Consider the following 24,916-nt stretch of genomic DNA (forward strand, 5'->3'; position numbering starts at 1 on the left):
ATAAGACTGAGATGACACGAACATTAATATCGTAGGGATGGACATGTTTCAAATAACGTTGACATTAATAATGTTTGCTGTTATATTAATTTTAAATTATATCATGAAAAAACAATGAGAATATTAAACACCTTGATAAGAAAAGTATATTTATTCATAATTTATAGAGAGCCTCGTAAGCTGGAAAAAGGTAATTATGATAGATAGAAAATGGTCTTTGAGTGGATATATCGAAAGTAGAGCTTAAGATATATACGTCGGCACCCGTTACAGTGTCTCAGTAAATCAATGAATTGTTTACTGAATAAGACAATGAGTTCATCGCTCTTGTAAATGAAGGTGGTACCACGTGAATGAATATTCTCGTCCTTGCGTAATTTATTACGCAGGGATTTTTTAATGAAAAAATTTAAATTTATCTTATATGATGGAGGACAATATGAATAACAAACATTTAGTATTACAGACAGATTTTGGATTAGTGGATGGGGCAGTCTCAGCTATGCAAGGTGTAGCATACACAGTTGCACCAGAGGTTACAATCAGTAATTTAACACATGAAATTGAACCATATAATATTAACGATGCATCATACAGATTGTTACAAACAGTAGCATATTGGCCAGCCAAAACAGTCTTTGTGTCTGTGGTTGATCCTGGTGTTGGGAGTAGCAGAAGAAGTGTTGTTGCTAAAACAACCGCTGGGCAGTATATTGTCACTCCAGATAATGGATCATTATCACACGTCGCAAAATTCGTTGGGTTAGAAAGCGTTAAAGAAATTAATGAAGAAGTTGACCGTCTACCACATTCTGAGAAAAGTCACACTTTCCACGGACGTGATGTTTATGTATATAATGGTGCAATGATTGCGGACAATGAATCATATTATGAAAATTTAAGTAAAGAGGTCAGTGTCGACTCAATTAAGACTTTAGAAATCGCGGAACCTGAATTACGTGATGGTGTCATTCACGGTGTCATTGACATTCTAGATATTCGATTTGGATCTTTATGGACAAATATTCCATTAGAACTCGTTGAAGAAGCTGGGATTCAAACGGGTGATAAAATCAGTGTACAAATTTTCCATGATGATATTAAAAAGTACGATAACCAATTATTATTCGGACACAGCTTTGCTGATGTTGCAGTTGGTGAGACTGTAGGATATATTAACTCATTAATTCGTTTAGGTGTAGCAATTAACCAACAGAACTTCTCTCAAACATATAATATCGGGACAGGGAAAGACTGGTTAATTCAAATTAAAAAAGTAAAAGGAGAATAGATTTATGAATAATAATAATAATTCATCTATAATTAAACTCGTTGCTGTAGGTATTGGTGCAGCTGTCTTCTTCATTCTAGGACGTTTCCTTTCAATTCCTACGGGAGTTCCAAACACAAGTATTGAAACGACGTATCCATTTTTAGCTTTAATGTCTGTCATTTATGGACCCGTTGCTGGTTTATTAATCGGTTTAATTGGACATGCAATTAAAGATTTACTTACATATGGTTTATGGTGGAGTTGGGTACTTTCTTCTGGTGTCACTGGCTTTGGTTATGGATTAATTGCAAAACGCTTAAACATTCAATCAGGCGAATTTACTAAAAAAGATATGATTACATTTAATATCGGACAAGTCGTTACAAATGTTCTAGCATGGGGGATTATTGCACCGCTTCTAGATATTCTAATTTATTCAGAACCTGCTAATAAAGTGTTTGTCCAAGGATTTGTTTCAGCTGCTATGAATTCAATTGCCGTTGGAGTATTAGGAACGTTACTGATTACAGCCTATACAAAAACCCGAACTAAAAGTGGAAGCTTAACGAAAGAGTAATTTATATGGACCTTCAAGAAAAAAGAACGCCGATGATCAAATTTGATAAAGTTAGTTTTCAATATGATAGTCAGGCAGAAAAAAATCTCATCGATATAAACTTTGATGTTTACGCCGGTGAAACAATATTAATTGTTGGACCGAGTGGATCAGGGAAATCGACTATTGCTCGTTGTATTAATGGGCAAATACCAAATACATATCCAGGTCAACTTGACGGGTTTGTTTCAGTCAATGGAAAAGAAGTACAAACGAGCTCTATTTTTGACTTATCCTTAGAAGTAGGAACGGTTTTACAAGATACAGATGGACAATTTGTTGGCCTAACAGTTGCTGAAGATATTGCCTTCGCATTAGAAAACGATGGTGTGGAGCAAGAAAAGATGCAAACCATTGTCGAGAATTGGAGTGAAACTCTAGAAATTGATGACTTACTTCAAAGCATGCCGAATAAACTTTCTGGTGGCCAGAAGCAGCGTGTTTCAATTAGTGGCATTCTAGTTAATAATGCGCCTATCTTATTATTTGATGAGCCATTAGCAAACTTAGATCCGGCATCAGGTGCGGATACAATGCGTTTAATCAACCAATTAAGCAAAAAGCACAACTATACAACAATAATAGTAGAACATCGTTTAGAAGAGGCTCTTTTAGCAGATATTGATCGTATTTTGGTCATTGATGAAGGTAAGCTAGTGTTTAATTCATCACCAACGGAGCTATTAAAAAGCACGGTCTTACAAGAAGTTGGTGTTAGAGAACCGCTTTATTTAACAGCGATGAAGTACGCTGGGATTGATATTAATAAATATAATCATGTGAACACTTTCAGCCAAATAAATCTATTATCTGAAGATATCAAGCTTATTGAAGAGTGGGCGAGTCAAGTGACACACGAAGAAGATTTTAATGAAAAAGATACTATATTGAGAGTCGACCACTTTAATTTCTCGTATAATTCAGAAACTAATGTCCAAACCTTGTCTGATATTAAATTCTCAGTAAATGAAGGCGAAATGATCAGTATTGTCGGGACTAATGGTGCCGGTAAATCAACATTAGCAAAAGCAATTAGTGGTTTTGTGAAGCCAAGTTCTGGGAAAATCATCGTAAATAACGAAGAGATTCGCGATTTATCCATTAAAGAAATTGCGGATACGGTTGGTTTTATTATGCAAAATCCAAACAATATGATTTCAAAAACTATGATTTACGATGAAGTTGCTTTAGGTTTAATTAATCGCGGATGGAAAGAAAGTGACATTGAAGAAAAAGTGTTTGATACTTTAAAAATTTGTGGCTTATATCCATACCGTAATTGGCCAATCTCGGCTTTAAGTTATGGGCAGAAGAGAAGGGTGACAATTGCGAGTATCCTTGTTTTAGATCCTAAAATTCTTATCTTAGATGAACCAACAGCAGGACAGGATTACGCGCATTATACTGATATGATGCAATTTCTTAACCAACTCAATCTTGAAAGAGACATGACTATTCTAATGATTACGCATGATATGCATTTAATGCAAGAGTATACAGATCGAACATTGGTGTTTGATACAGGTAAATTATTAGCCGATACGAATCCATCAGAGTTGTTTTCTAATACTCATTTATTAAAAGCCGCCCATCTTACTGAGACAAGTCTATACCAATTAGGTAAACTTTTACCTTCGATGACTTCAGAAGATTTTATTGGACGCTTTATGCGTTATGAGAGGGGGATGCGCTGATGAGTCAAGAGAATTTATTTGGTTACATCCCTAATAAGACAATCATACATAATCTAAGTGGCTCCACAAAGTTGATTAGTTTTATCTTAATATCCTTAATTGTAATGACTAGCTTTGACACTCGATTTTTAGTAGCAATGACAATCTTTAGTTTAATTTTGTTCTATATCGCACGTATTCCATGGAGAAATATTAAAGTATTAATCTATTTTGTTTTAGTATTTTCTATCTTAAATTTACTTACAATATATATCTTTGAACCAGAGTATGGCGTACAATTGTATAACTCGCGAACAGTGCTATTTGATGGCATCGGACGATATACAATTACGGCAGAACAATTATTTTATGAGTTTAATGTCGCAATTAAGTACTTTACGACCATTCCCTTAGCTTTAATATTTATATTCACAACAGATCCGAGTGAATTTGCTTCAAGTTTAAATCGAATTGGTGTATCGTACCGAATTAGTTACGCTGTATCATTGGCATTACGTTATATTCCGGATATTCAAGACAGCTTTTTTGAGATTAGACAAGCTCAACAAGCTCGTGGACTGGAGATGAGCCGGAAAACATCACTAATGAAACGAATTACCCGCTCTGCACAAATCATTATGCCATTAATCTTTAGTAGCTTAAATCGAATTGAAATTATAAGCCAAGCAATGGAGTTACGTCGCTTTGGGAAAAATAAATCAAGAACATGGTATAGATATAGACCTTTTACTAAAAAAGATGTTATCGCCTTGGCTTTGATCGTTATAATTACCGTCATTGGAATTTTATTATTCTTTGTTAATGGCGGAAGATTTTATAATCCCTTTTAATAAATACATATACGAATACATCTGCGAACAGGCAGGTGTATTCTTTTTTTGTTGTATATTGATTATATTCATTTTACTATCTTTAATTCTTGCTTATTCTGATGTATGTTTTATAATGAATATAGATAGGTTGGTTGCGCTTACAATAAGGAGAGGTGTTGATACTAATGTCAAAAATATATGAGAATATACTTTTGCCAGTTGACGGGTCACAACAGTCGATCGATTCATTCAAACGAGGCGTCCGCTTAGCAAGAGAATGGGATAGTAATGTGTATTTAGTTCGAGTAGTGAAGGAAGATGATGGTCAAGATATTCCTAAAGAACAACGTGAATCACTATTAAACTCACTAAAAGAGTATGCTAGAAATGAAAGGGTTTCTTTAGAAACAGAATTAATTTATGGAGATCCTCGTACTCAAATTGCTGAAGTATTAGTAGACCGTTGGTCCATTGATTTAATTGTATTAGGAGCGACAGGTAAAGGTCGTGTAGCAAAGATGCTTATTGGGTCAATTACAGATTATGTTGTTCGAAATGCCCAATGTGATGTCTTAATTAGTCGTTAAACAATTTATGGAACTGCTCTATATCATTTAGAGCAGTTTTTATGTGATTTATTATAATTTATCATACCATTTATCTGACAATCTGATATACTGATGCGACGTAGTAAAGAAAGTAGGAAAATATGAAAAAATTCACATTTGAATCAATGGGCATCAGCTCGGAAATTACTAAAGCACTAGATAGCCTTCGATATTACCAACCAACACCGGTACAACAAGAAATTATTCCACTCGCATTAAATAATGAGGACATTCTCACTGAATCGCAAACAGGAAGTGGTAAGACGGCGGCTTACGGTATTCCACTTTGTGAGCAAGTTATTTGGGAAGAGAATAAACCACAAGCTTTAATCTTAGTACCAACACGTGAATTAGCGATGCAAATTAAAGAAGATATTATGAATATCGGTCGTTTTAAACGAATTAAAGTGACGGCTGTCTTTGGTAAATCTTCATTCAAAACTCAAAAATCCGAATTAAAACAAAAAAGTCATATTGTAGTGGGTACACCCGGTCGTATCTTAGAGCATCTTCAAGAAGGTACTTTGAATGTAGATGAAATTAAGAGTTTAATTCTTGATGAAGCGGATGAAATGCTGAATATGGGCTTTATACAACAAGTTGAAGACATTATTGATTATCTACCTAAAGAACGTCAAACGATGTTATTTTCAGCTACAATGCCGTCTGAAATCGAACGACTCGCATTCTTTTATATGAAAAAAGACCATAAGACAATAAAAATGGAAAAATCAGAAGAAAATACACCTGACATTTCACAATCTTATATTCGAGTTCAAGATTTACCTAAAGAAAAGTTATTGTTGGATCTATTAACAATTGAAAATCCTGATACGTGTATCATTTTTTGTAACACACGCGAGGTGGTTGATGAAGTCGATAGCTATTTAGCAAAAGCTGGGATTCCTATTGATAAATTACATGGCGGAATGGATCAGGATGACCGTTCGGACGTCATGCAGGAATTTAGAATTGGTAAATTACGTTATTTGGTTGCAACCGATGTTGCATCTCGCGGCATCGATGTTGATAACGTGACGCATGTTATCAATTATAATGTGCCTTTTGAGAATGAAAGTTTCACGCACAGAACTGGTAGAACCGGTCGTGCAGGGAAAACAGGTGTTGCCTTAACTTTAATTAGCGATAATGAGATGAAGCGTTGGCAAGAAGTAAGTGAGTATGCTAAAGAAACTGGCATAGAATTTACGGAGGTAAACGCACCGAGCAATCGCCAAGTAATGAGTCGTAAGACAGCTTTTGAGAAAAAAATTAACTCTAGACCTGTGTTGAAAACAGCTCGTAATAAAGAACTGAATAAAGATATTACGAGAGTCTACTTCAATGGCGGTAAAAAGAAAAAACTCAGAGCCATCGACTTTGTTGGAACATTAACGAATATTAAAGGTGTCGAAGCCGAGGACATTGGAATTATTACCATTCAAGAAAATGTTACATATGTTGAAATACTGAATAATATGGGACCTTATGTCATCTCTGAAATGCAAAACCGCACAGTTAAAGGTAAAAAATTAAAAGTACATAAAGCGAGAAAATAAATATATAACGAACAACCCAATATCAACGATATTGGGTTTACTTGTCTTTAAAGGTCGGCTAATACAAATCAAGAATATCTTTTACTAATTCAAAGTACTTTTCTTTTAATAGAGGAGGGAACTCAATCACGATATTTTTACCGAATTTTATCATATATTCAGCCATATAAGTAATTTCCTCAGGATTAAAATACCCTGCGATATAATGCTTGTCACCTTCAGTAATTAGATGCATGTTAGGGTAACGGCTCTTCTTAAATGTCTCCACACCGCGTTGGTTAATCAAACATCTAAATGGTATTGTATTTAATTTTCCATCTGTATCTTTTTGTAATGTTTTTAATCATTCAAACTTAAAGTCTCTTCAAAATCTATCATGATCATTAATTTTTATATGGTATCTGTTCGAAGCATACGCTAAGCCTTCTTATTACAATCATCAGCATCAGAATCTGTAAGCTTAATGAGTAATGATCGAAATCTATTAATAATCCAATCGAGTGGTAGTATCTATACAAATAATGTTAGATACTCGCCATTGGAATTTAGTTACTATTATCTAAAAGAAATGCTTGAAAATGTTATGGGATTCCATGAAACATATATTGCACGTGCACAAGGGACTACAATACAACCCATCGATGAGCAACAAATACTGAGCGATGCTGTTAATGATTTAGAAAATGTGTTTCCTAAGTTTTGTAACGATTTGTAACACTGCCGCATAAAAATGAAAGTAACAAAAAACATAGTGAGACTCTTTCGAAATTAAGAGCACTCACTATGTTTTTTATAATGCTAAAATTTATTGTTGATTAATAGCGTTTTAGCCATGTATTCGGTGCAAATAAAATTATCATTGGAAATATTTCTAAACGTCCCATGATCATAATGAATGATAGGAATATTTTGATAAATGGACTAAAATGAGCAAAGTTTTGAGAGGGTCCCACAATGCCTAGACCAGGTCCAATGTTATTAAGGGTTGCTGCCACAGTACTAAAAGAGGATAGTAGGTTTGGTGTTTCTAAACTAATGACAAGCACCGCTACAATAAAAATAATAATATAGACCACCAAGTAGCTCAAGACTGTATTGGCTAATTTAGAGTCAATACGTCTACCTTCATAATCGATGGTAACGACACGATTAGGTCGTATTGTTTGTTTTATTTCTGCCCAACCTATTTTAACTAAAAGCAAAATACGTGAGACCTTCAAACCACCTGCAGTTGAGCCAGCCATTCCTCCAACAAACATCAAAAGAATGAGTATTAACTGAGAGAATAAGGGCCAATGATCAAAGAGGGCAGTTGAATAACCCGTAGTCGATATAATGGAAGCAACCGTAAAGAAACTATCACGAAATGCATTGCTAACACCATAAGATGTTGAGATTAAATTTATTGAGATTAAAAGCACAGCAATCGCGATAATTGCTAGAAACCAACGAAGTTCTTCACTTTTTAGAATTCGTTTCGCCTGATGAATATAGACTAGATAGAACAAATTGAAATTAATACTGAATATTATCATGCCGATACTTAATATCATCTCAACTGTAAAGCTATCATAAGGTGCGATACTCCCATTCAAGACACCGAAACCTCCAGTTCCGGCGGTCCCAAATGCAAGTAACATCGCCTCGAAGAAGGGCACACCTGCAATATACAAACAAACTAACGTGATCATCATAAAGGTGAAGTAAATAATATATAAAATCCGGGCCGTTGATGACAATTTAGAAACAAGTTTACCAAATGTAGGTCCAGTCATTTCAGCCTTCATGATATGTACAGAGGAAGACTCGGCTTTTGGCAATATGGCTAATGCGAAAACTAAGACTCCCATTCCACCTACAAAGTGGCTGAAACTACGCCAAAATAACATTGAATGCGATAAAGCCTCCACATCAAGTAAAATACTGGCACCAGTTGTTGTAAAGCCACTCGTCATTTCAAAAAAGGCATCAACAAAAGATGGAATCTGCTGACTAAGAACAAACGGAATCGCACTAACAAAAGAAATTAAAAACCAAGATAGAGAAACTATCGTAAAGCCTTCTCGCGCATAAAAAGTACGTCGATGCAATTTTGTTCGAGATAGGGCAAAACCAATAACAAGAGTCACTAGAGAAGTACCAAGAAAACTTGCTATATTTACCCAGCTTTCTTGGTAGATTACACTGACGATCAAAGGTAATAACATCAGGCCAGCCAGAATCATTAAGATATTTCCGAGTGTATAGCGGATAAATTGTGTATTCATTATTGCCTCCTTACCTTAAGATATCATCAATGTCGTTAAACGCTTTATGTTTGGTCACGATTAGGACATGATCATCAGCTAAAATAACATCCTCACCCGTAGGATAAATCAGTTGAGAACCTCGTATTATGTAGGCAATTAATAAATTGTCTTTTGTATTTAAATCTCTTAGCTTGATATTCACAACACGACTACTTTCTTTAACAAGAAATTGCAAGGTCTCGACTTGATTATCAGCAATTCGAATCAAAGCCTCTACATTAGATGCTGTTGCATTTCTTAATGAGCGAACGTAACGTAAAATCTTGTTTGTTATTAATCGTTTAGGTGTAACAATGGCTTGTAAGTCTGAATCACCTAATATTTTTAATAAGTCAGTTCGACTTACTTTTGTCATAACTTTTTTAATACCTAAAGATAGGGCGTACATTGAGTTGATAATGTTTTCCTCGTCGATACCCGTCAAACTTAAAACTGCGTCAAAGCTTTCAATACGTTCTTCTAATAACAATTCTTGCTCCATACCATCACCTTTAATTACTACTACTTGTGGGAAGCGGTGACTAAGATCTAAAGCTCTTTCTTCATTTAATTCGATTACTTTTATATCGATATCCATTTTACTTAACAGATGAAGCGTGTAATAGGTCACACGGCCACCGCCGATAATTAAAACCGACTTAGTTTTCTCTTCACGGTAACCAGCTTTGAAATAAAAATTTGCTAAATCTTCTCGAGATCCAGTAACATAAACACGATCCCCAACTCTCAAGACTGATTGCCCACTGGGAATAATAGTTTGTTTATCATGGGTTAGGGCGCAAATTAATACTTCACCATATTCATTTCTAAACTGATTTAAAGACTGATCGACCAATGGACTGCCGGCTTTAATTTCTAGTTCAACTAAATTGACTCGACCTTTACCGAATTGTTCAATACTGAGTGAATGCGGAAATTCGATACTTTTGGTAATATAACGAGCTGCCACCATTTCAGGATTGATAACCAAGTCGATACCTAGGCTATCACGGACGAATTCAATATGATTCGTATACTTAGGATTTCTTACCCGGGCAATAGTATATTTGGCACCCAGTTGCTTAGCTATAATAGAACTTATAATATTTGTTTCATCTTCAGGAGTCACAGCTATAAACATATCACACTGTTCAACGCCAGCTTCGACTAAGTTATCATAATCCGCTCCATCACCGACTAAGCCTGTAATATCATTTTTATTAATAATACGATTCAATCTTTCAGAATTAGCTTCGATGAGGACGACATTATTATTCTCCAATGCTAGTTCTTGGCAAAGAATTTCACCAACTTTACCTCCACCTATAATGACAATATCCATTTGACGATTCACCTTCGTTTTCATTTATTTTTAAAATTTAAATTAGTTGAATATTAGCACTTTGACCTGATCATTAATAAACATGCAATAAAAAGCGTATAATTGCAAGGTTTATAAGGATAAATTCTAGAGCTAATAAGACAGTCATTTTAAACTATATAAAGCAATATTACAATAGTTTCATCAACTTATAAAGAAAATACAAGAGGCAATATCACAAATCATTATTCAGATAAAAGAAGGCGGTTACACGATTATGAAATCTTATCACGGATGTAAAAGTTGATCCAAGTTCAATAAACTATTTTTGCGATGAAATATAAAATGTTTCTACAAGAATTGTGCTTATTTAAAACACTAAACAAATGTAGTGACGTATAGGTCGAAAATTTCAGGATCAAAGAAATATTTAGATATTTTCTATCATTAGCTAATGTAAAATAAAGGCTCTGATTATTATTACGCATAAGACTAAGCATAATAATCTGAATTAACCTTAGAATCGACATATATATTTATGACAATGGGAAAGAGAGGGATGAACTATTAAATAGCAAAAATATTGGATAAGTTAATTTTTATTATTGAGTTTACATAATATATAGTAAACTTGTTATATATATTATAAACGACTTATTTTAGTTATATATGAGTTAAATAATACGATAGTTAATTGATATATGATTAATATGTATATTACAGACCTACTAACCGAAAATGGTTAGTAGGTCTTTTTTTGTTACAAAAAATAAAAAGGACGTGTATTAATATGAAAAATAACCACGATCTAACTTCTTGCCACGCTGGCAAGAAGTTAGCGAAAGTAATTGCTATCACCAACCAAAAAGGCGGAGTCGGGAAAACAACGACTACGATGAATTTAGGTTACTCACTAAGTCAACAAGGGTTTAAAGTACTTTTAATTGACTTTGATCCACAACACAACCTCACTAATTATTTAGAAGGAGAAGCACACAGCTTCACAATTTCAGAAGCTATAGCAGAAGAAATTTCAGGTGAAACAGAATATGTTTCATCGCTCATACAAAAATATACTGAGTCCTTACATTATATCCCAACAAATTTGTCATTATCAGCTATTGAATTAAAACTTGTAATGACAAATGCAAGAGAGTATATTTTGACAGATATTTTAACCAACTTGAAAATCAGAGACCAATACGATTATGTTTTGATAGATTGTATGCCAGCTTTAAATATGTTGCTAATCAATGTAATAACAGCAGTTGATAGTATCATTGTTCCAGTTGAAGCTAGTTATGGCGCATTTGAAGGATTAGAACAATTATTTGAATATGTGAAGATGGTTCAAAAAAGATTGAATCGAGATTTAAAAATTGAAGGTATTGTTTACACTAAAGTTAATAATACTAAAATTAGCAAAGAAGTAAGGGAAAAGCTTCAAGATATATATCCAAATTTATTACTATCAATTGAGATCAAAGAATTAACAGAAGCTAGAAAATCTTATGCAGAAAGAATACCGCTTGAGGAAATGAAAAAAAGTCGTCTCGCTATGGATTATTCAAACTTAGCAACTGAAATTGCAGTTAAAAGGGGGCAAGGGTGATGGTGTCTTTAGAATCAATGTTTGGATTAAGCGAAACTGATACTGAACTAAACAGTATTGTATTACTTCCTATGTCGCAACTTGAACCATACCCAAATCAACCATTTAAAATGTATACAAAAGAAAAGCTAGTGGAACTTTCAGAAGATATTAAACAAAACGGTCTTTTAAATCCTTTAATTGTAAGAAAAATCAAAGGGAGAAAATATCAGGTGCTTTCAGGCCACAATCGCTTAAATGCATTGAAACTAAATGGTGAAGATGCAGCTCCAGCAATCATCAAAGATTGCACAGATAATGAAGCAAAATTGATTTTAGTACAGTCAAATTTACTTCAAAGACAAGAACTATCTAATCGAGAAAAAGCAGAAGCATTCAAAATGAGAAATGATGCTCTTAAAACGCAAGGAAAGTGTAAGGTAAATCAGCTTCAAACTTTAGATGAAATCTCGAAAACAGAAAAAGAATCAAGTAGAACAATTGCAAGATATATTAAAACTACAAAACTTGTACCAGAGTTAATGGATCGATTTGATGATGGGGAATTATCTTTACCAACTGCCGAATTAATCGCTGGATTAACTGAAAGTAATCAAAATAAATTAGTAGAATTAATATCCGACGGAGTATCTAAAATCAATACTAAGCAAGCTAAAGCATTACATGAAATAGATAAATTGAATACTGAAATAACAAAAAAGGATATTTTAAATGTTTTAGAAAAATCATCTGTAAATAAAATTACTGATGTAGAAAGGGTGAAGAACGCTTTAGTTGACGAGGGCATATTATTGAGCGATACAATCATTGAAGGGTTTCTGGAAACATTAAATGAATTAAAATACTTAAAGCATTCTATAATAGAATAGTGGTGATGATATGTTAAAAAGCAAGCAAACATACATTTCCACTTTTTTATGCAAAAAATGTGGAAGTAAAATGGAATTACCAAGAACTTTCAGTCGAAGACGAGAAATATTTCACATCAAAACAATGTACTGCTACAACTGTAAAAATGAAACAGACTTTATCGAAGCAGAAGAATTTAGAGATGAAACACACAGAAGTTTCTGGTGATAAATATTGCGAAAAAACTAAAAATTTTTTCACTTCTTGCCAGCATGGCAAGAAGTGATTTGAAAGGAAGTGGGTTCAATGGCACAGTTTCTATTATACATCCTGAAAAAAATCATAAGATTTTTATTATATGGTACATACATAATGCTGATTCTTATTACTCCTTTGGCTAATTTATTCGCTTTGTTTTCAACAATAATTGGAACTTTATTCCTTCTTTTTTCATTATTCATTGTGTTTGACCCCACACTGCCGAACGTTGAAAAATCATTATTTTTTTTATTTTCTTTACTAGTATTAGGCTCGGGATACTTACTTCCAGTCATTAAAGAATCATTAGGAGCTTATTTTGAACAAGATCCTAACAAAAAAGTAAATGAAAAGAAGTTAAATCTATGAAGTCAATCAAATTAAATACATATCCAACTGATTCACTTTGCAGAGTGTGTGGATGCAAAAAGACAATCCAGCGAAACAATAACGAAAAAAGAGAAATATTTAACGAAAAGACACTTTATTGTATCAAATGCAGAGTAGATACAATTCACTTAGAAGCTCCTTTTCATAAAAGTTTCAATCATGTTGAACTTTATTAAATCAAAATTGGAGGGTAGGCATGACAAATAACATTAAAGATTCTAACGATAAAATTATCAGTAAAATAAAAGAATTGCTGGCATTATCAAGAGATAATAATCAAGATGAAGAAAGTCAATCAGCTTTTTTATTAGCGCAACGCTTAATGTTAAAGCATCAATTAGATTTTTCAGCAATTGAAGATTACGAAGTAATGATCGAAAGAGAAGCGATTGGCGAAGAGAGTGTGACAGTTTATAAGCGTTTATATTGGTTTGAAAGAGAACTTGCTCGAATCATCTCAAAAAACTTTAGAGTTAAATTCTTTTATAATTCAAGACCCGTAAAAAGTGGCGCAGGACAAAAGAAAACAAGCATAATTTTTTATGGTAAACGAACTGATTTAGAATTTGCCAAAGTAATTTATTCTCTTGCTAGCGAAATATTGGTTTACCACTCAAAAAAATACCTTGAAAAATTTTATCAAGAAATTCAAGAAGGGCGAAGCCAATATTGGACGGCTAGAATCAAGAGAAATTACATTAGAGGTTTCTTAATTGGTTTGAATAATAAACTAAGTGAGCAAGTCGTGCTAATCAAGGAAGAATATCCACTTTTGGTTCTTATTCCAGAAGAAGTCGAAAAAGCATATGAAGAGTTTTCTCTCGATTTTGGTACAGCAACACTATTAAAATTACCAAATCCAGATGAGTCTACAGCGTTTAATGCCGGTATCGAAGAGGGGTTCACACGAAGTACACTTGCTGACTGCGGTGGTGAATATGTTAATTAAACAGTACCTATTATACAAGATACTTAAATATATATTGAGGATTATCAGCATTATTGTTGCATGCTTGGTTTTATTATTCGTTGTCGGATGGGGAATTTCTATCTATCAGCCAGATGTAAATAATAATATTACTGAATTTGTCACTAATTTAATTCCACAAAGAATTTTCGATTTAGCAGATAATATTTTTACAACTGTTAAGAACATTATTACCAATTTATTTAGGTGAAGGAGATGAAATAATGAGCGACACGATTAAACGGTATAGTAAATTTAAAGGATATGAAAGTTTACCAAGAGATTTGCTACAATCAAAAAATCTAACTCTTGAAGCAATTGGTTTATTAGCTAATTTAGCAAGTTATCCCGAAAATTGGATATTGAGAAAAACGGAATTAAGGACAAGATTTAAAAATGGAAAAAAAGCAGTGGATCGAATTTGGGATGAGTTAGTTACTGAAAATTATCTCATTCAGTTTCGAAAGAGAGTCGGAAGAGGTTATGAATATCGTTATTATTTTTCTGTAGAACAATTCAAAACATCAGATATCCAAGAACTATTATTAATAAACTTTGAAGAAAATTTTGTGCCTTATCACAAAGAAATGAAAACAGTAAATTTTAATGTCATAGATTTAAAACCATATATTTTTTGTGAAGATAAGGAAAAGTTGGACTTCTCGTTTTGGACTTCCCAAAAGGGGAAGTCCACAGAAGGTTATAACACCAACGTTCATTCAAGTTCCCCTTTTGGAAAGTCCAAAATGGAAAGTCCAAAAGGGGAACTTAGTAGATTTACTAATAAAGAGATTTACTATAAAGATAAAAATGAAGAAGAAGATATATATACTAGCGAAGAAGAAAAAAAATCTTTTGTTCTCTTACCAACAATGACAGAAGAGTTAAATAATATTGAAAATTTATTGAAAGAGTATTTAATTTTAAAACATGACAGATTAGAAATATTATTAGAACTAGAACACCATCTCGAATTGCAAAATCTAAAATTAATCGAAGAACAATTAAAGTGGTGTGAAGAAAAACAATTGATTAGCAGCATTGGAAATTACCCTAAATACTTTATAGATGGCTTGAAAATGAGATATACTCGTGAAAGGAAATCAAGAGATACTCGCTATGACCATTTGGAGATTCCAATAATTAGCGATTATTTCAATAGATAATTAAACTTAGTAAGTGAATTAGAGAGTAGGTATAATAATGACGAAAAGTATAACGAAGCAAGATAAACAAAAACGATTTATTATCGCGTTGAAGTTAGATGGTGATATTCACGAAATGACAGTAATGGCAACTGATTCAACAAGTGCACGTAGAAGGGCCGTTAAATTACTGAAATCCAGCAACAGCAACTTTCAACTTCTGGAAGTTGACCATAATTAAAATAAGAAAAGGACGTGCATTAATATGAAAAAGTTCGAAAAGTTAACTATAGGTTTAATATTTTTAAGTGCTATTATTATAGTTCAAACAAATAAATTGGTTTCTGCTGAAAGCATCATGCTTCAAACAACAGATGCGATTCATATTACTAATGAACTCCAACAAGCAAAAGTAACCGCATTTTTTAATAATCAACTTGAAAAAGAAGAGCTTGAAGATGATTTAAACACAGAGAAAGAAACTAAAGCATTTGCACAAAGCACAAATGAATATGAAAAAAGTGCTAAAGAAAACAATATAAAAGAATCAAATTCAATTGTAAATAATAATGAAACAACAACACCTGAATACAAACCTGAACCACAACCAGAACCGATTCCTGAACTAGAGCCTGAACCAGAGTATGTTCCTGAACCAGAGCCGACTCCACCAACAGTATTGTATCCTGAAGCACCTACATCAACTCCCGCTGGATATTTCGCAAGTTTAAACGAAGCATTGGAATGGGGCGCATATAACTTTCCAGAAGGCTCAACCAATTATCAAGCATATACCGCTGGTTATCTACAAAATGGTACACCATATTACGGAGTAGATTATTATTATTGAAATTAATTAACTAAACGACTTTTTATAAGTCGTTTTTATTTTGGAGGTGAAAATATGAAATTAGACATTTTGTACTTATTAATTCCACCTTAAATTTAGTTTATCTAAAAAAAAAAAAATAAACTAAACGAAAGGAAATATAAAATGGGTAAATATAATAAAATAAAAACAATTGCAGTCCTAACCGTTATGAGTTTAGGGCTATTTTTTAGCCCTGATTTAGTAGGTGCAACAACGTTAACTGATGATCCTATAGAAACACCCTCTGTTACAGCACCAGAAATTTCTTTAGAGGTAATCGAACCAATTTTAGAAGTAGCAGAAGAACTAAAAATTGATAATAGCGAAGCTGATTCAGAAGCAAGATTAATTGAAGAAGCTAGACTCGCCGAAGAAGCAAGATTAATTGAAGAAGCTAGACTTGCCGAAGAAGCAAGATTAATTGAAGAAGCTAGACTTGCCGAAGAAGCAAGATTAATTGAGGAAGCTAGACTCGCCGAAGAAGCAAGATTAATTGAAGAAGCTAGAGTCGCCGAAGAAGCAAGATTAATTGAAGAAGCTAGACTCGCCGAAGAAGCAAGATTAATTGAAGAAGCTAGACTCGCCGAAGAAGCAAAATTAATTGAAGAAGCTAGGCTCGCCGAAGAAGCAAAATTAATCAAGGAATCTAAGGACGAACAAGACAAAAAAGATAAGGAAACTTTAGAAAAATATTCAGAGCAATTTAATATTTCATTGGATAATTTAAAACTTGTTAGAAGTTCTGATGGCAAATATGCCGAAATTATGAATACCTCCACTAGCAATGGTATTTTAACGAATGCTTCTGGTACGAAAATTGGAACGGTATATTATGGCAGAGAACAATTAACTAGTTACTGGGATGATTTATATGTTCTAGAAATCAATGGTGATGTTGTGTTCTGTATTGAACCTATGACACCATGGACGGGTGGTACTTATTATGAAGGTACTGAATTTCCAGATGGAACTGTGGTATTAGATAACTTAGCACCATTGTATCCTGCGGATGCTGCTGGAAAAGTTGAAATTGATTCTGTAAAAAGGTTGAAAATCGAGCAAATAGTTCAGTTTGGATATAATCAACAGATGTCAAATCAAAACTATGCGTTTACTCAATCGTATATCTGGGAAATATTAGGAGTCAACTTAGACACTAGCAGAGGATATTTAGCGCAGAATTACAATGCCTTTTTAAATTGGAAAGATCAAGTTGATACAAAAATCACAAATCATAAGTCTACTCCTTCATGGAACAATGGCAATGTGTCTCTGAAAAAAGGGGAATCAATCACATTAAATGACACATATAATGTGTTAGATAAATTACTACTACCAACAAGTTGGAACGGATTTACATTCGAAAAACTTAGCTCAAGCCAACTAAAAGTAACAGCTGGTGAAAATGCAGTCAATGGTAGATATAATTTCATGCCAGATTTAACAAAGTTACCTGACGCTGTATCATTAATTTACAGAAGCCCGGGACAACAGACTTTCGGTAGATTAAACTTTCTAGATCCAGTAAGAGCGATATTAAACTTTAATTTATTGGCAAGTAGTGGGGAATTAGAGCTAAACAAAATAACAACTGATGGTCATGCACTTGCTGATACTGAATTCCAAATTGTTGATTCAAATGGAAATGTGGTTGCAACTAAAACTACTGATAGTAATGGTTATTTGTCCGTTAAGGATTTAGAAGCTGGGGAATACTCTATAAGAGAAACCAAAACACCAACTGGCTATGTGTTAAATACGGAGTCAATATCAGTATTAATTGAAGCAGGCAAAAAAGCGAGTGTAGAATTTATAAATAAAGTCCAAAAAGGATTAATTGAAATCGCGAAAGTTTCAAGAAAAAATGGTTCTACAATGATTAACGATTCATATACGCTGGCTGGCGCTGAATTTGGCGTGTTTCAAGGAACACAACAAGTCGGTACAATCATTACAGACGCTGATGGTAAAGGGATTCTAGGTAATTTAAATTTAGGTAGCTATATTTTAAGAGAGTTAAAAGCACCAAATGGATTCACTTTAAACACACAAGAATTCTTAGTTAATTTAGTATCAACCAATCATACTCAAGAGGTATTTTCACAATTAGTAACAATTGAAAATGACGAGCAATTAGGAACAATCAAAGTTGTTAAGAAAGATGAAGAAACAGGTCAATCATTAGCAAACGCTGAATTTAATGTCTTGGATAACGCAGGCAACGTAGTAGATACGATTACAACTAACGCAAGTGGTGAAGCAGTATCTAAAGCATTACCCTTAGGGAAATACACACTAGTAGAAGTTAAAGCACCAAATGGCTATCAATTAGATAAAACACCAAGTGCTTTTGAGTTATTGTATGGAGCACAAACACAAGCAGTCGTACAGGTAATTAGAGAATTAACAAATACTGATGTTCCACCAACAATAGGAACAACTGCAACAACTGGTGACGGAAAAGTGACAGACGCTCTAGAAAAAGTGACAATCGTTGATGAAGTGCAATATGACAAGTTAGTAATTGGCAAAGAATATACTGTTAATGGTGTTTTAATGGATAAGTCAACAAACAAACCATTGTTAATTAACGGTAAACAAATAAGGCAAACGGTAACATTTATTGCAGATGAAGTTAAAGGATCAATCAATCTATCATTTACATTTAACGCAAGCGCTTTGCAAGGCAAAGAAGTTGTCGTTTTTGAAGATTTAGTAAGAAATGGAAAAGTAGTCGCAAGTCACGCTGATATTGAAGATCAAAATCAAACAGTCAAATTTACTAAACCTACTATCAAAACCACCGCAACTAACCAAGACGATGGTGGTAAAGTGCTAGACGCTTTAAAGGAAGTAGTAATTAAAGATGTTGTGGAATATAAAGATTTAATCGTTGGAAAATGGTACGAAGTAATGGGTCATTTAAGAGACAAAGCAACAGGGGAAAAAGTATTGGTTGATGGTAAGGAAGTAACATCTAATGTTAAATTCCAAGCAGAAAAATCAGCTGGTTTCATAGATCTGTTATTTAAATTAAATGCAAGCGCCCTGCAAGGAAAAGAAGTCGTAGTCTTTGAAGATTTATATCGTGAGGGCACTCTTTTAACAAGTCATGCGGATATTAATGATTTAGGACAAACAGTTAAGTTCACTAAACCTACTATCAAAACCACAGCAACGAACCAAGACGATGGTGGTAAAGTGCTAGACGCTTTAAAAGAAGTAGTAATTAAAGATGTTGTGGAATATAAAGATTTAATCGTTGGAAAATGGTACGAAGTAATGGGTCATTTAAGAGACAAAGCAACAGGGGAAAAAGTATTGGTTGATGGTAAGGAAGTAACATCTAATGTTAAATTCCAAGCAGAAAAATCAGCTGGTTTCATAGATCTGTTATTTAAATTAAATGCAAGCGCCCTGCAAGGAAAAGAAGTCGTAGTCTTTGAAGATTTATATCGTGAGGGCACTCTTTTAACAAGCCATGCAGATATTAATGACTTAGGACAAACTGTTCGATTTACTAAACCTAAATTGCAAACAGAAGCTAAGTATGAAGATGGTTTGAAGGAAACAAACCCATTAGAAAAAGTTACAATCATTGATACTGTATCTTACCAAGATTTAATTATTGGAAAAAAATATACGGTAGATGGCGTTCTGATGGATAAAGCAACAAATAAACCATTATTAGTGGATGGCAAAGAAATTCGTTCTACACTTACGTTTACTGCTAGACAAGCGAACGGATCGGTAGAAATATTCTTTGATATACCTGCTCACTTACTAAGAGGTAAAGAAATTGTTGTCTTTGAAGATTTAATAAGAGAAGGACAAGAATTAGCTTTCCACCGAGATATTGAAGATAAGAAACAAACCATCATTGTAAATGATCCAAAAATTGGAACAACAGCAACTTCTAAAGACGGTGGTAAATTGGTTGATCCATTAAAAGAAGTAACATTAGTTGATAAAGTTACATATAACAATTTAGTTGTAGGAAAGAAATATGTTATTAATGGTGTTCTAATGGATAAATCATCTGGTTTAGAACTACTAATTAACGATAAAAATGTTACAAGTACATTAGAATTTATTGCAGAACAAGCAAGTGGTTTTGTTAATTTAGAATTCATTTTCAATGCCACAAACTTGAAAGGAAAAGAATTGGTTGTATTTGAATCATTAGTCAATGAAGAGCAAGAAATAGTAACTCATAACGACATTAACGACAAAGGACAAACAGTTCGTGTGACTAAGCCGATTTTACAAACAGAAGCTAAATACGATGATGGATTGAAGGAAACTGATCCTAATCAAATTGCTACAATCATTGATACTGTATCTTACAAAGATTTAATTATCGGTAAAAAATATACGGTAGATGGCGTTCTGATGGATAAAGCAACAAATAAACCGTTATTGGTGGATGGCAAAGAAATTCGTTCAACACTTACGTTTACTGCTAGACAAGCGAACGGATCAGTAGAAATATTCTTTGATATCCCTGCTCACTTACTACGAGGTAGAGAAATTGTTGTCTTTGAAGATTTAATAAGAGAAGGACAAGAATTAGCTTTCCATCGTGATATTGAAGATGAGAAACAAACAGTTATCGTGAACAATCCCCGAATTGAAACTGATGCAACAATCAATGGTGAAAAAATTATTATTGGTAGTGGAGCGTTCACTATTGAAGATTTAATTAAATACTTTGATTTGATACCGGGCAAAAAGTACACAATTAACGGTTGGTTAGTTAATAAGGCAACAGGAGAACCAATTTTCGTGGACGGAGAACAATTAATTGTATCTTTAGAGTTAGTTCCAGAAACGAAAGATGGTGAGGTGATTATGTCTTTCAATCTGCCAAATGGAGAAATATTCTGGGATACATCGTTAGTTGTTTTCCAAGAATTAATAAGTGAAAAAGGCGATATTATTGTAGAACATCAAGACATCGACAATGAAAGACAAACTGTAACTATCGCTTCACCACCAATCACACCTAGTGGTCCACGATTACCGAATACGGGTGAAGCAAGTTCAAACACTTTCTACTTAATTACGATTCTTATATTATCTGTAGGTCTGGTGTTAATTAGTTATGAACGAAAAGAAAAAAATAAGTAAATATAAATATTACGTTAACTTCTTGCCATGCTGGCAAGAAGTTGATTTATAGGAGGCTATAATGGCAGACTTGATAATTTCCGTTACAAAAAATGACATGAAACAAATGGAAAAGAACGCAAATACGATTCTAGAATTAAAAGGTGTTAATCCAGAAGAATACTGGTATCAATTGCACTTACAACTAGTTTCTGAGAATTTTGGATTATTGGTTCAAGAGCCAAATAATAAGGAGTGATGATTTAAATATGGATAATTTATCAAATTTTGTTCCTATTGTTGGACAAGGGAGTATCAATAGTATCATTGACGGATTTACTTCAAGTGCAACATCTACATTCGTTGCGATCGCTTCTGGTGTGGCTGTCATGATGTTTGCAGCTTTGGGTGTTTGGTTTATGGTGGCAGGTCAAGAGGATACTTCTAAAATTAAAAAGTGGTTTATACGAGTCATATTCGGTTACATTATTGTTATAACCGCAGCAAGCATTGTTGGCTATATAACTAGTCAAGCTGGTGGCTGGGGATAGGAAGGTGAGGATTAGTGTTCTTTAAACTCAAAACTAACAACTCGGAATTGATAAAAAAAATAGATCGTTCGAAAAAGTATTCAGTTTATGAAGCAGTTGAGCTTATTAGTGTTTTAGATAATAATTTCAAAGACGAAGATAAATCAGCTGATTTAACAGTTCTAATTTGGGATGAAAACCAACAGATTAGTAGTGACACAATTTCATTAGGGAAGGGAGAAGGAGTTGATTATTTAATATATTTAGAAAAGAGACTCTTGCAATTACATAAAGATGATAATGATTTTGAAAACAGGAAAATTGAAATTGATGTATTTATCAATAGTCTTCAAAATATATATACAGAACAATATAATGCGACACTTTTGCCAGAAATTGAAACAGAAAAGAAACCAAAAAAGAGTTATAGATTTTCTGGTAAATTAACAAAAAACGTAAAAATAACGGTAATAGCATTGTCGTTTGTTGCGGTATTGGTTATTGGCTACCTTGCACTAAAAAGCAGTACAGATAAATCAATTGCAATTGAAAATGAAGAATCAATTAGTCAAAATTTCGAGGGGAATAGTTTGAGTGAAGAAAGTCACTATGATTTAACATACCTAAATCAATTATTAACTGAGAAACGGTTTGAAGAAGCGTTGAAGGATTATCCGCAAGAATACCCTTACATTGAAAGAGAGATTTTTTATTTAGGGATTGAGGGTATTCCATATTTAGAAACATTTTTAGCTGAAAAACCAGATTACCTAAAAGGTCATTTTGATTTAGCTTACTTAAAAAAGGATTTTGTTAAAGTTGTTGAGTTAAAAAGTGAAGCTGATAGTGATGAACGATTGACCCAATTAACCGTTGCTTACATCAATTTGAATCAACTTTCCGAAGCGGAAGAACTGAACGAAACGTTACAAGTAACGAAACTTACCGAGCAAATTCAAACAGCAAAAAATAGGAATTTAATAAATAGTATCAAAGAAGGCAGACTGGATGAAGCAAAAGCAGATCAAGTTGCTTTACAAAATCCTCTAGTTGAAGAGTATTTTAAATTGTTTGATGAATCATCTCAACAATTAATTGTACTAGAAGAACAATTGTTGCAAGAAAATCTGAACGAAGAAGAAATAGAGTTGTTGAATAAAGAAAAAGAATCCATTCAAAATGAAATGAATAATTTTTTCTATTTGTTCTAGCCAAACTTCTTGCCACCGTGGCAAGAAGTTACATTTTACAAAAAGAAAGGGAAAATAAAACTATGAAAAATACATTACGGAAAGTTGTTACACTAGGTCTTGTAGGAATGTGTCTTGTACCAACGGAAACAATGATGGTTTTAGCAAATGAAACCTCTTCAATTGTAACATCAATGGATGCTTTTACAGTTTATGAAAATACACAATATGGAGTTATCGTTAAAATTCCAGAAGCAGAAACAGAGAATATCGAAAAAGTAGAGATAGAGATTATTACTGATCGTGAAGAGATCGAAAAGAAATTGAAGGGCGTACCTAAACCTATTCAAGAGAGCGTTTTTGATTTGTTAATTATTAGAATTACAGACGAAAACGGCAATCTTATCACAAATGCAAATGCAGAGGTAACAATTGATTCAGAAACTGATTATAGCAAATTAGATAAAGTTTTATTCCTAACTAATGATAAAACATACAAAACACTAGAGTTTAGTAACAATAATGAAATTGTAAAATTTACAACTAGGGATTTAGGAGAATTTGCACTCGTGTTTGAAGTAGCTGACAAAGTAGCTGATGATAGAGAAAGGGATCAAAATTTAAGTGCAATCGCAAGTATCCTTGATGAAGAAACAGACGATGAAACATTAGAGGATATTTCAAGCATTCATCCAGAAGAACCTAAGCCAGAAAAACCAGAAAGACCAGAGCCTGAACCAGAGCCTGAACCAGAGCCAACACCAGAGCCAACACCAGAGCCAACACCAGAGCCAACACCAGAGCCAACACCAGAGCCAACACCAGAGCCAACACCAGAGCCAACACCAGAACCAACACCAGAGCCTGAACCAGAGCCTGAACCAGAACCAGAACCTGAACTAGAGCCTATTCCAGAAGGGTATTTCGACAGTATGGAAACAGCATTGGAATGGGGAGCGTCAAACTTCCCAGCGGCTTCAACTAACTATCAAGTCTACACAGCTGGTGCATTGTCTGATGGAACGCCTTATTACGGAATCAATTATTTTTATGATTACGATTATAAATTCACAACCTTAGAATCAGCAGAGAAGTACGCTTCAAACTATAAAGCTTCTAACGAACAAGTGCATAGTTATGAAGTAGTTGAAATTGTGGATGTTGACGGTGAAACTAAATTTGTTGTTTTGGCTTCTTTGCATTTAAATCCCGATGAAACAGTTGTTTATAATCCTAATATGCCAGAACATGGTTTTACTTCTTTAGACGAAGCTATCGCAAAAGCACAAGAAATTAAAGATGGGGATTCTGATATTGAAAGTTATGAAGTCCATACAGCGGTAGGAAAAGATGGCAACGCTTATTATCTGTTATCATTTGCCTTTAAATCAGAAGATACAACTGAACCAGAAGTACCTGTAGAATCAGAAGATACAACCGAACCAGAAGTACCTGTAGAATCAGAAGATACAACTGAACCAGAAGTACCTGTAGAATCAGAAGATACAACTGAACCAGAAGTACCTGTAGATTCAGAAGATTCATCTGAACCAGAAGTACCTGTAGAATCAGAAGATCTATCTGAACCAGAAGTGCCTGTAGAATCAGATGATTCAACTGAATTAGGAGCTACAGAAGAAACAGAATATGTAGCTAGTTTGGTAGATCAAGAGATTCATAATGGATTCATTGAAAATGACTTTGAATATGTTGGAACAGATGGAGAATACAATGTATACGAAAAATCATTTAATGAATCGGAAGAGACTACCATCTATGACGTACAAACAAATCAACTTCTTATCGACTCAACAAACTAATAGA

23 protein-coding genes and 1 other annotated feature are annotated in these 24,916 nt (G+C 33.6%); of the genes, 20 read left to right on the forward strand and 3 right to left on the reverse strand.

Going from position 1 to position 24,916, the window contains the following annotated elements:
* Positions 1-123 precede the first annotated feature (123 nt).
* Positions 124-374: a binding site (T-box leader), on the forward strand.
* A gap of 65 nt (positions 375-439) precedes the next feature.
* The 6 genes from FEZ33_RS00340 (at position 440) to FEZ33_RS00365 (ending at position 6,562) form a co-directional block, all read left to right on the forward strand.
* Positions 440-1,291, forward strand: a complete 852-nt coding sequence (locus tag FEZ33_RS00340) for an SAM hydrolase/SAM-dependent halogenase family protein (RefSeq protein ID WP_138403393.1) — start codon at positions 440-442, stop codon at positions 1,289-1,291.
* 4 nt (positions 1,292-1,295) lie between these two features.
* Positions 1,296-1,850, forward strand: a complete 555-nt coding sequence (locus FEZ33_RS00345; protein ID WP_138403394.1) for an ECF-type riboflavin transporter substrate-binding protein — start codon at positions 1,296-1,298, stop codon at positions 1,848-1,850.
* A gap of 5 nt (positions 1,851-1,855) precedes the next feature.
* Positions 1,856-3,583 (forward strand): ABC transporter ATP-binding protein, encoded by a 1,728-nt coding sequence (locus FEZ33_RS00350; protein ID WP_138403395.1) that lies wholly within the window; start codon positions 1,856-1,858, stop codon positions 3,581-3,583.
* Positions 3,583-4,413 carry an energy-coupling factor transporter transmembrane component T family protein gene (locus FEZ33_RS00355; protein ID WP_138403396.1) on the forward strand — a complete coding sequence of 277 codons (831 nt, stop codon included), beginning with the start codon at positions 3,583-3,585 and terminating at the stop codon, positions 4,411-4,413. The genes FEZ33_RS00350 and FEZ33_RS00355 overlap by 1 nt, the downstream gene beginning before the upstream one ends.
* Before the next feature lie 167 nt (positions 4,414-4,580).
* Positions 4,581-4,982 carry a universal stress protein gene (locus FEZ33_RS00360; RefSeq protein ID WP_138403397.1) on the forward strand — a complete coding sequence of 134 codons (402 nt, stop codon included), beginning with the start codon at positions 4,581-4,583 and terminating at the stop codon, positions 4,980-4,982.
* A gap of 122 nt (positions 4,983-5,104) precedes the next feature.
* Positions 5,105-6,562, forward strand: coding sequence for a DEAD/DEAH box helicase (locus FEZ33_RS00365; RefSeq protein ID WP_138403398.1), 1,458 nt, complete (start codon positions 5,105-5,107; stop codon positions 6,560-6,562).
* Positions 6,563-6,620: 58 nt separating this feature from the next.
* Here the strand turns inward: FEZ33_RS00365 and FEZ33_RS12335 are convergent, their stop codons facing one another.
* Positions 6,621-6,797: a hypothetical protein gene (locus FEZ33_RS12335; protein ID WP_171031212.1), complete on the reverse strand. Its 177-nt coding sequence runs from the start codon at positions 6,795-6,797 to the stop codon at positions 6,621-6,623.
* Positions 6,798-7,025: 228 nt separating this feature from the next.
* On the opposite strand from FEZ33_RS12335, the gene FEZ33_RS00370 reads away from it, so the two are divergent.
* The gene (locus FEZ33_RS00370; protein WP_138403399.1) at positions 7,026-7,277 is read left to right on the forward strand and encodes a hypothetical protein; all 252 of its coding nucleotides are present in this window, start codon (positions 7,026-7,028) and stop codon (positions 7,275-7,277) included.
* 100 nt (positions 7,278-7,377) lie between these two features.
* Here the strand turns inward: FEZ33_RS00370 and FEZ33_RS00375 are convergent, their stop codons facing one another.
* Positions 7,378-8,829: a TrkH family potassium uptake protein gene (locus tag FEZ33_RS00375; protein WP_138403400.1), complete on the reverse strand. Its 1,452-nt coding sequence runs from the start codon at positions 8,827-8,829 to the stop codon at positions 7,378-7,380.
* A gap of 10 nt (positions 8,830-8,839) precedes the next feature.
* On the reverse strand, positions 8,840-10,216 hold the full coding sequence (trkA, locus tag FEZ33_RS00380) for a Trk system potassium transporter TrkA (RefSeq protein ID WP_235888730.1): 1,377 nt from the start codon (positions 10,214-10,216) through the stop codon (positions 8,840-8,842).
* A gap of 745 nt (positions 10,217-10,961) precedes the next feature.
* Between trkA and FEZ33_RS00385 the strand changes: the two genes are divergently transcribed.
* The 13 genes from FEZ33_RS00385 (at position 10,962) to FEZ33_RS12545 (ending at position 24,912) form a co-directional block, all read left to right on the forward strand.
* Positions 10,962-11,783: a ParA family protein gene (locus tag FEZ33_RS00385; protein ID WP_138403402.1), complete on the forward strand. Its 822-nt coding sequence runs from the start codon at positions 10,962-10,964 to the stop codon at positions 11,781-11,783.
* Entirely contained in the window at positions 11,783-12,652 is an 870-nt protein-coding gene (locus tag FEZ33_RS00390; protein ID WP_138403403.1) for a ParB/RepB/Spo0J family partition protein, read from the forward strand. The genes FEZ33_RS00385 and FEZ33_RS00390 overlap by 1 nt, the downstream gene beginning before the upstream one ends.
* 70 nt (positions 12,653-12,722) lie before the next feature.
* Positions 12,723-12,860 (forward strand): hypothetical protein, encoded by a 138-nt coding sequence (locus tag FEZ33_RS12340; protein WP_171031213.1) that lies wholly within the window; start codon positions 12,723-12,725, stop codon positions 12,858-12,860.
* Positions 12,861-12,938: 78 nt separating this feature from the next.
* Positions 12,939-13,259 carry a hypothetical protein gene (locus FEZ33_RS00395; RefSeq protein WP_138403404.1) on the forward strand — a complete coding sequence of 107 codons (321 nt, stop codon included), beginning with the start codon at positions 12,939-12,941 and terminating at the stop codon, positions 13,257-13,259.
* Between the two features lie 217 nt (positions 13,260-13,476).
* Positions 13,477-14,229: a DUF2786 domain-containing protein gene (locus FEZ33_RS00400; protein ID WP_138403405.1), complete on the forward strand. Its 753-nt coding sequence runs from the start codon at positions 13,477-13,479 to the stop codon at positions 14,227-14,229.
* Positions 14,230-14,471: 242 nt separating this feature from the next.
* Positions 14,472-15,413 (forward strand): hypothetical protein, encoded by a 942-nt coding sequence (locus FEZ33_RS00405; protein ID WP_138403406.1) that lies wholly within the window; start codon positions 14,472-14,474, stop codon positions 15,411-15,413.
* A 37-nt stretch (positions 15,414-15,450) separates the two neighbouring features.
* Positions 15,451-15,633, forward strand: a complete 183-nt coding sequence (locus FEZ33_RS00410) for a hypothetical protein (RefSeq protein ID WP_138403407.1) — start codon at positions 15,451-15,453, stop codon at positions 15,631-15,633.
* Positions 15,634-15,657: 24 nt separating this feature from the next.
* Positions 15,658-16,242 (forward strand): hypothetical protein, encoded by a 585-nt coding sequence (locus FEZ33_RS12540; RefSeq protein WP_212746643.1) that lies wholly within the window; start codon positions 15,658-15,660, stop codon positions 16,240-16,242.
* 144 nt (positions 16,243-16,386) lie between these two features.
* Entirely contained in the window at positions 16,387-21,393 is a 5,007-nt protein-coding gene (locus FEZ33_RS00420) for a VaFE repeat-containing surface-anchored protein (RefSeq protein ID WP_138403408.1), read from the forward strand.
* A 61-nt stretch (positions 21,394-21,454) separates the two neighbouring features.
* On the forward strand, positions 21,455-21,631 hold the full coding sequence (locus tag FEZ33_RS12345; protein WP_171031214.1) for a hypothetical protein: 177 nt from the start codon (positions 21,455-21,457) through the stop codon (positions 21,629-21,631).
* A gap of 10 nt (positions 21,632-21,641) precedes the next feature.
* The gene (locus FEZ33_RS00425; protein ID WP_138403409.1) at positions 21,642-21,923 is read left to right on the forward strand and encodes a hypothetical protein; all 282 of its coding nucleotides are present in this window, start codon (positions 21,642-21,644) and stop codon (positions 21,921-21,923) included.
* A gap of 14 nt (positions 21,924-21,937) precedes the next feature.
* Positions 21,938-23,113: a hypothetical protein gene (locus tag FEZ33_RS00430; RefSeq protein WP_138403410.1), complete on the forward strand. Its 1,176-nt coding sequence runs from the start codon at positions 21,938-21,940 to the stop codon at positions 23,111-23,113.
* Positions 23,114-23,175: 62 nt separating this feature from the next.
* A complete protein-coding gene (locus tag FEZ33_RS12545; protein WP_212746644.1) occupies positions 23,176-24,912 on the forward strand; it encodes a hypothetical protein in 1,737 nt (578 codons plus the stop codon).
* The last annotated feature ends 4 nt before the right edge of the window (positions 24,913-24,916 follow it).

Source organism: Ruoffia tabacinasalis, assembly GCF_005864045.1.
GTDB lineage: Bacteria > Bacillota > Bacilli > Lactobacillales > Aerococcaceae > Ruoffia > Ruoffia tabacinasalis.

Coding starts and splice junctions, on each gene's coding strand:
- FEZ33_RS00400 (WP_138403405.1), top strand. CDS start 13,477: ATGACAAATAACATTAAAGATTCTAACGATAAAATTATCAGTAAAATA.
- FEZ33_RS00345 (WP_138403394.1), top strand. CDS start 1,296: ATGAATAATAATAATAATTCATCTATAATTAAACTCGTTGCTGTAGGT.
- FEZ33_RS00355 (WP_138403396.1), top strand. CDS start 3,583: ATGAGTCAAGAGAATTTATTTGGTTACATCCCTAATAAGACAATCATA.
- FEZ33_RS00375 (WP_138403400.1), bottom strand. CDS start 8,829: ATGAATACACAATTTATCCGCTATACACTCGGAAATATCTTAATGATT.
- FEZ33_RS00390 (WP_138403403.1), top strand. CDS start 11,783: ATGGTGTCTTTAGAATCAATGTTTGGATTAAGCGAAACTGATACTGAA.
- FEZ33_RS00410 (WP_138403407.1), top strand. CDS start 15,451: ATGACGAAAAGTATAACGAAGCAAGATAAACAAAAACGATTTATTATC.
- FEZ33_RS00340 (WP_138403393.1), top strand. CDS start 440: ATGAATAACAAACATTTAGTATTACAGACAGATTTTGGATTAGTGGAT.
- FEZ33_RS00405 (WP_138403406.1), top strand. CDS start 14,472: ATGAGCGACACGATTAAACGGTATAGTAAATTTAAAGGATATGAAAGT.
- FEZ33_RS12545 (WP_212746644.1), top strand. CDS start 23,176: ATGAAAAATACATTACGGAAAGTTGTTACACTAGGTCTTGTAGGAATG.
- FEZ33_RS00370 (WP_138403399.1), top strand. CDS start 7,026: ATGAGTAATGATCGAAATCTATTAATAATCCAATCGAGTGGTAGTATC.
- FEZ33_RS00395 (WP_138403404.1), top strand. CDS start 12,939: ATGGCACAGTTTCTATTATACATCCTGAAAAAAATCATAAGATTTTTA.
- FEZ33_RS00420 (WP_138403408.1), top strand. CDS start 16,387: ATGGGTAAATATAATAAAATAAAAACAATTGCAGTCCTAACCGTTATG.
- FEZ33_RS12540 (WP_212746643.1), top strand. CDS start 15,658: ATGAAAAAGTTCGAAAAGTTAACTATAGGTTTAATATTTTTAAGTGCT.
- FEZ33_RS00365 (WP_138403398.1), top strand. CDS start 5,105: ATGAAAAAATTCACATTTGAATCAATGGGCATCAGCTCGGAAATTACT.
- FEZ33_RS12345 (WP_171031214.1), top strand. CDS start 21,455: ATGGCAGACTTGATAATTTCCGTTACAAAAAATGACATGAAACAAATG.
- FEZ33_RS12335 (WP_171031212.1), bottom strand. CDS start 6,797: ATGCATCTAATTACTGAAGGTGACAAGCATTATATCGCAGGGTATTTT.
- FEZ33_RS00350 (WP_138403395.1), top strand. CDS start 1,856: ATGGACCTTCAAGAAAAAAGAACGCCGATGATCAAATTTGATAAAGTT.
- FEZ33_RS12340 (WP_171031213.1), top strand. CDS start 12,723: ATGGAATTACCAAGAACTTTCAGTCGAAGACGAGAAATATTTCACATC.
- FEZ33_RS00385 (WP_138403402.1), top strand. CDS start 10,962: ATGAAAAATAACCACGATCTAACTTCTTGCCACGCTGGCAAGAAGTTA.
- FEZ33_RS00360 (WP_138403397.1), top strand. CDS start 4,581: ATGTCAAAAATATATGAGAATATACTTTTGCCAGTTGACGGGTCACAA.
- trkA (WP_235888730.1), bottom strand. CDS start 10,216: ATGAAAACGAAGGTGAATCGTCAAATGGATATTGTCATTATAGGTGGA.
- FEZ33_RS00425 (WP_138403409.1), top strand. CDS start 21,642: ATGGATAATTTATCAAATTTTGTTCCTATTGTTGGACAAGGGAGTATC.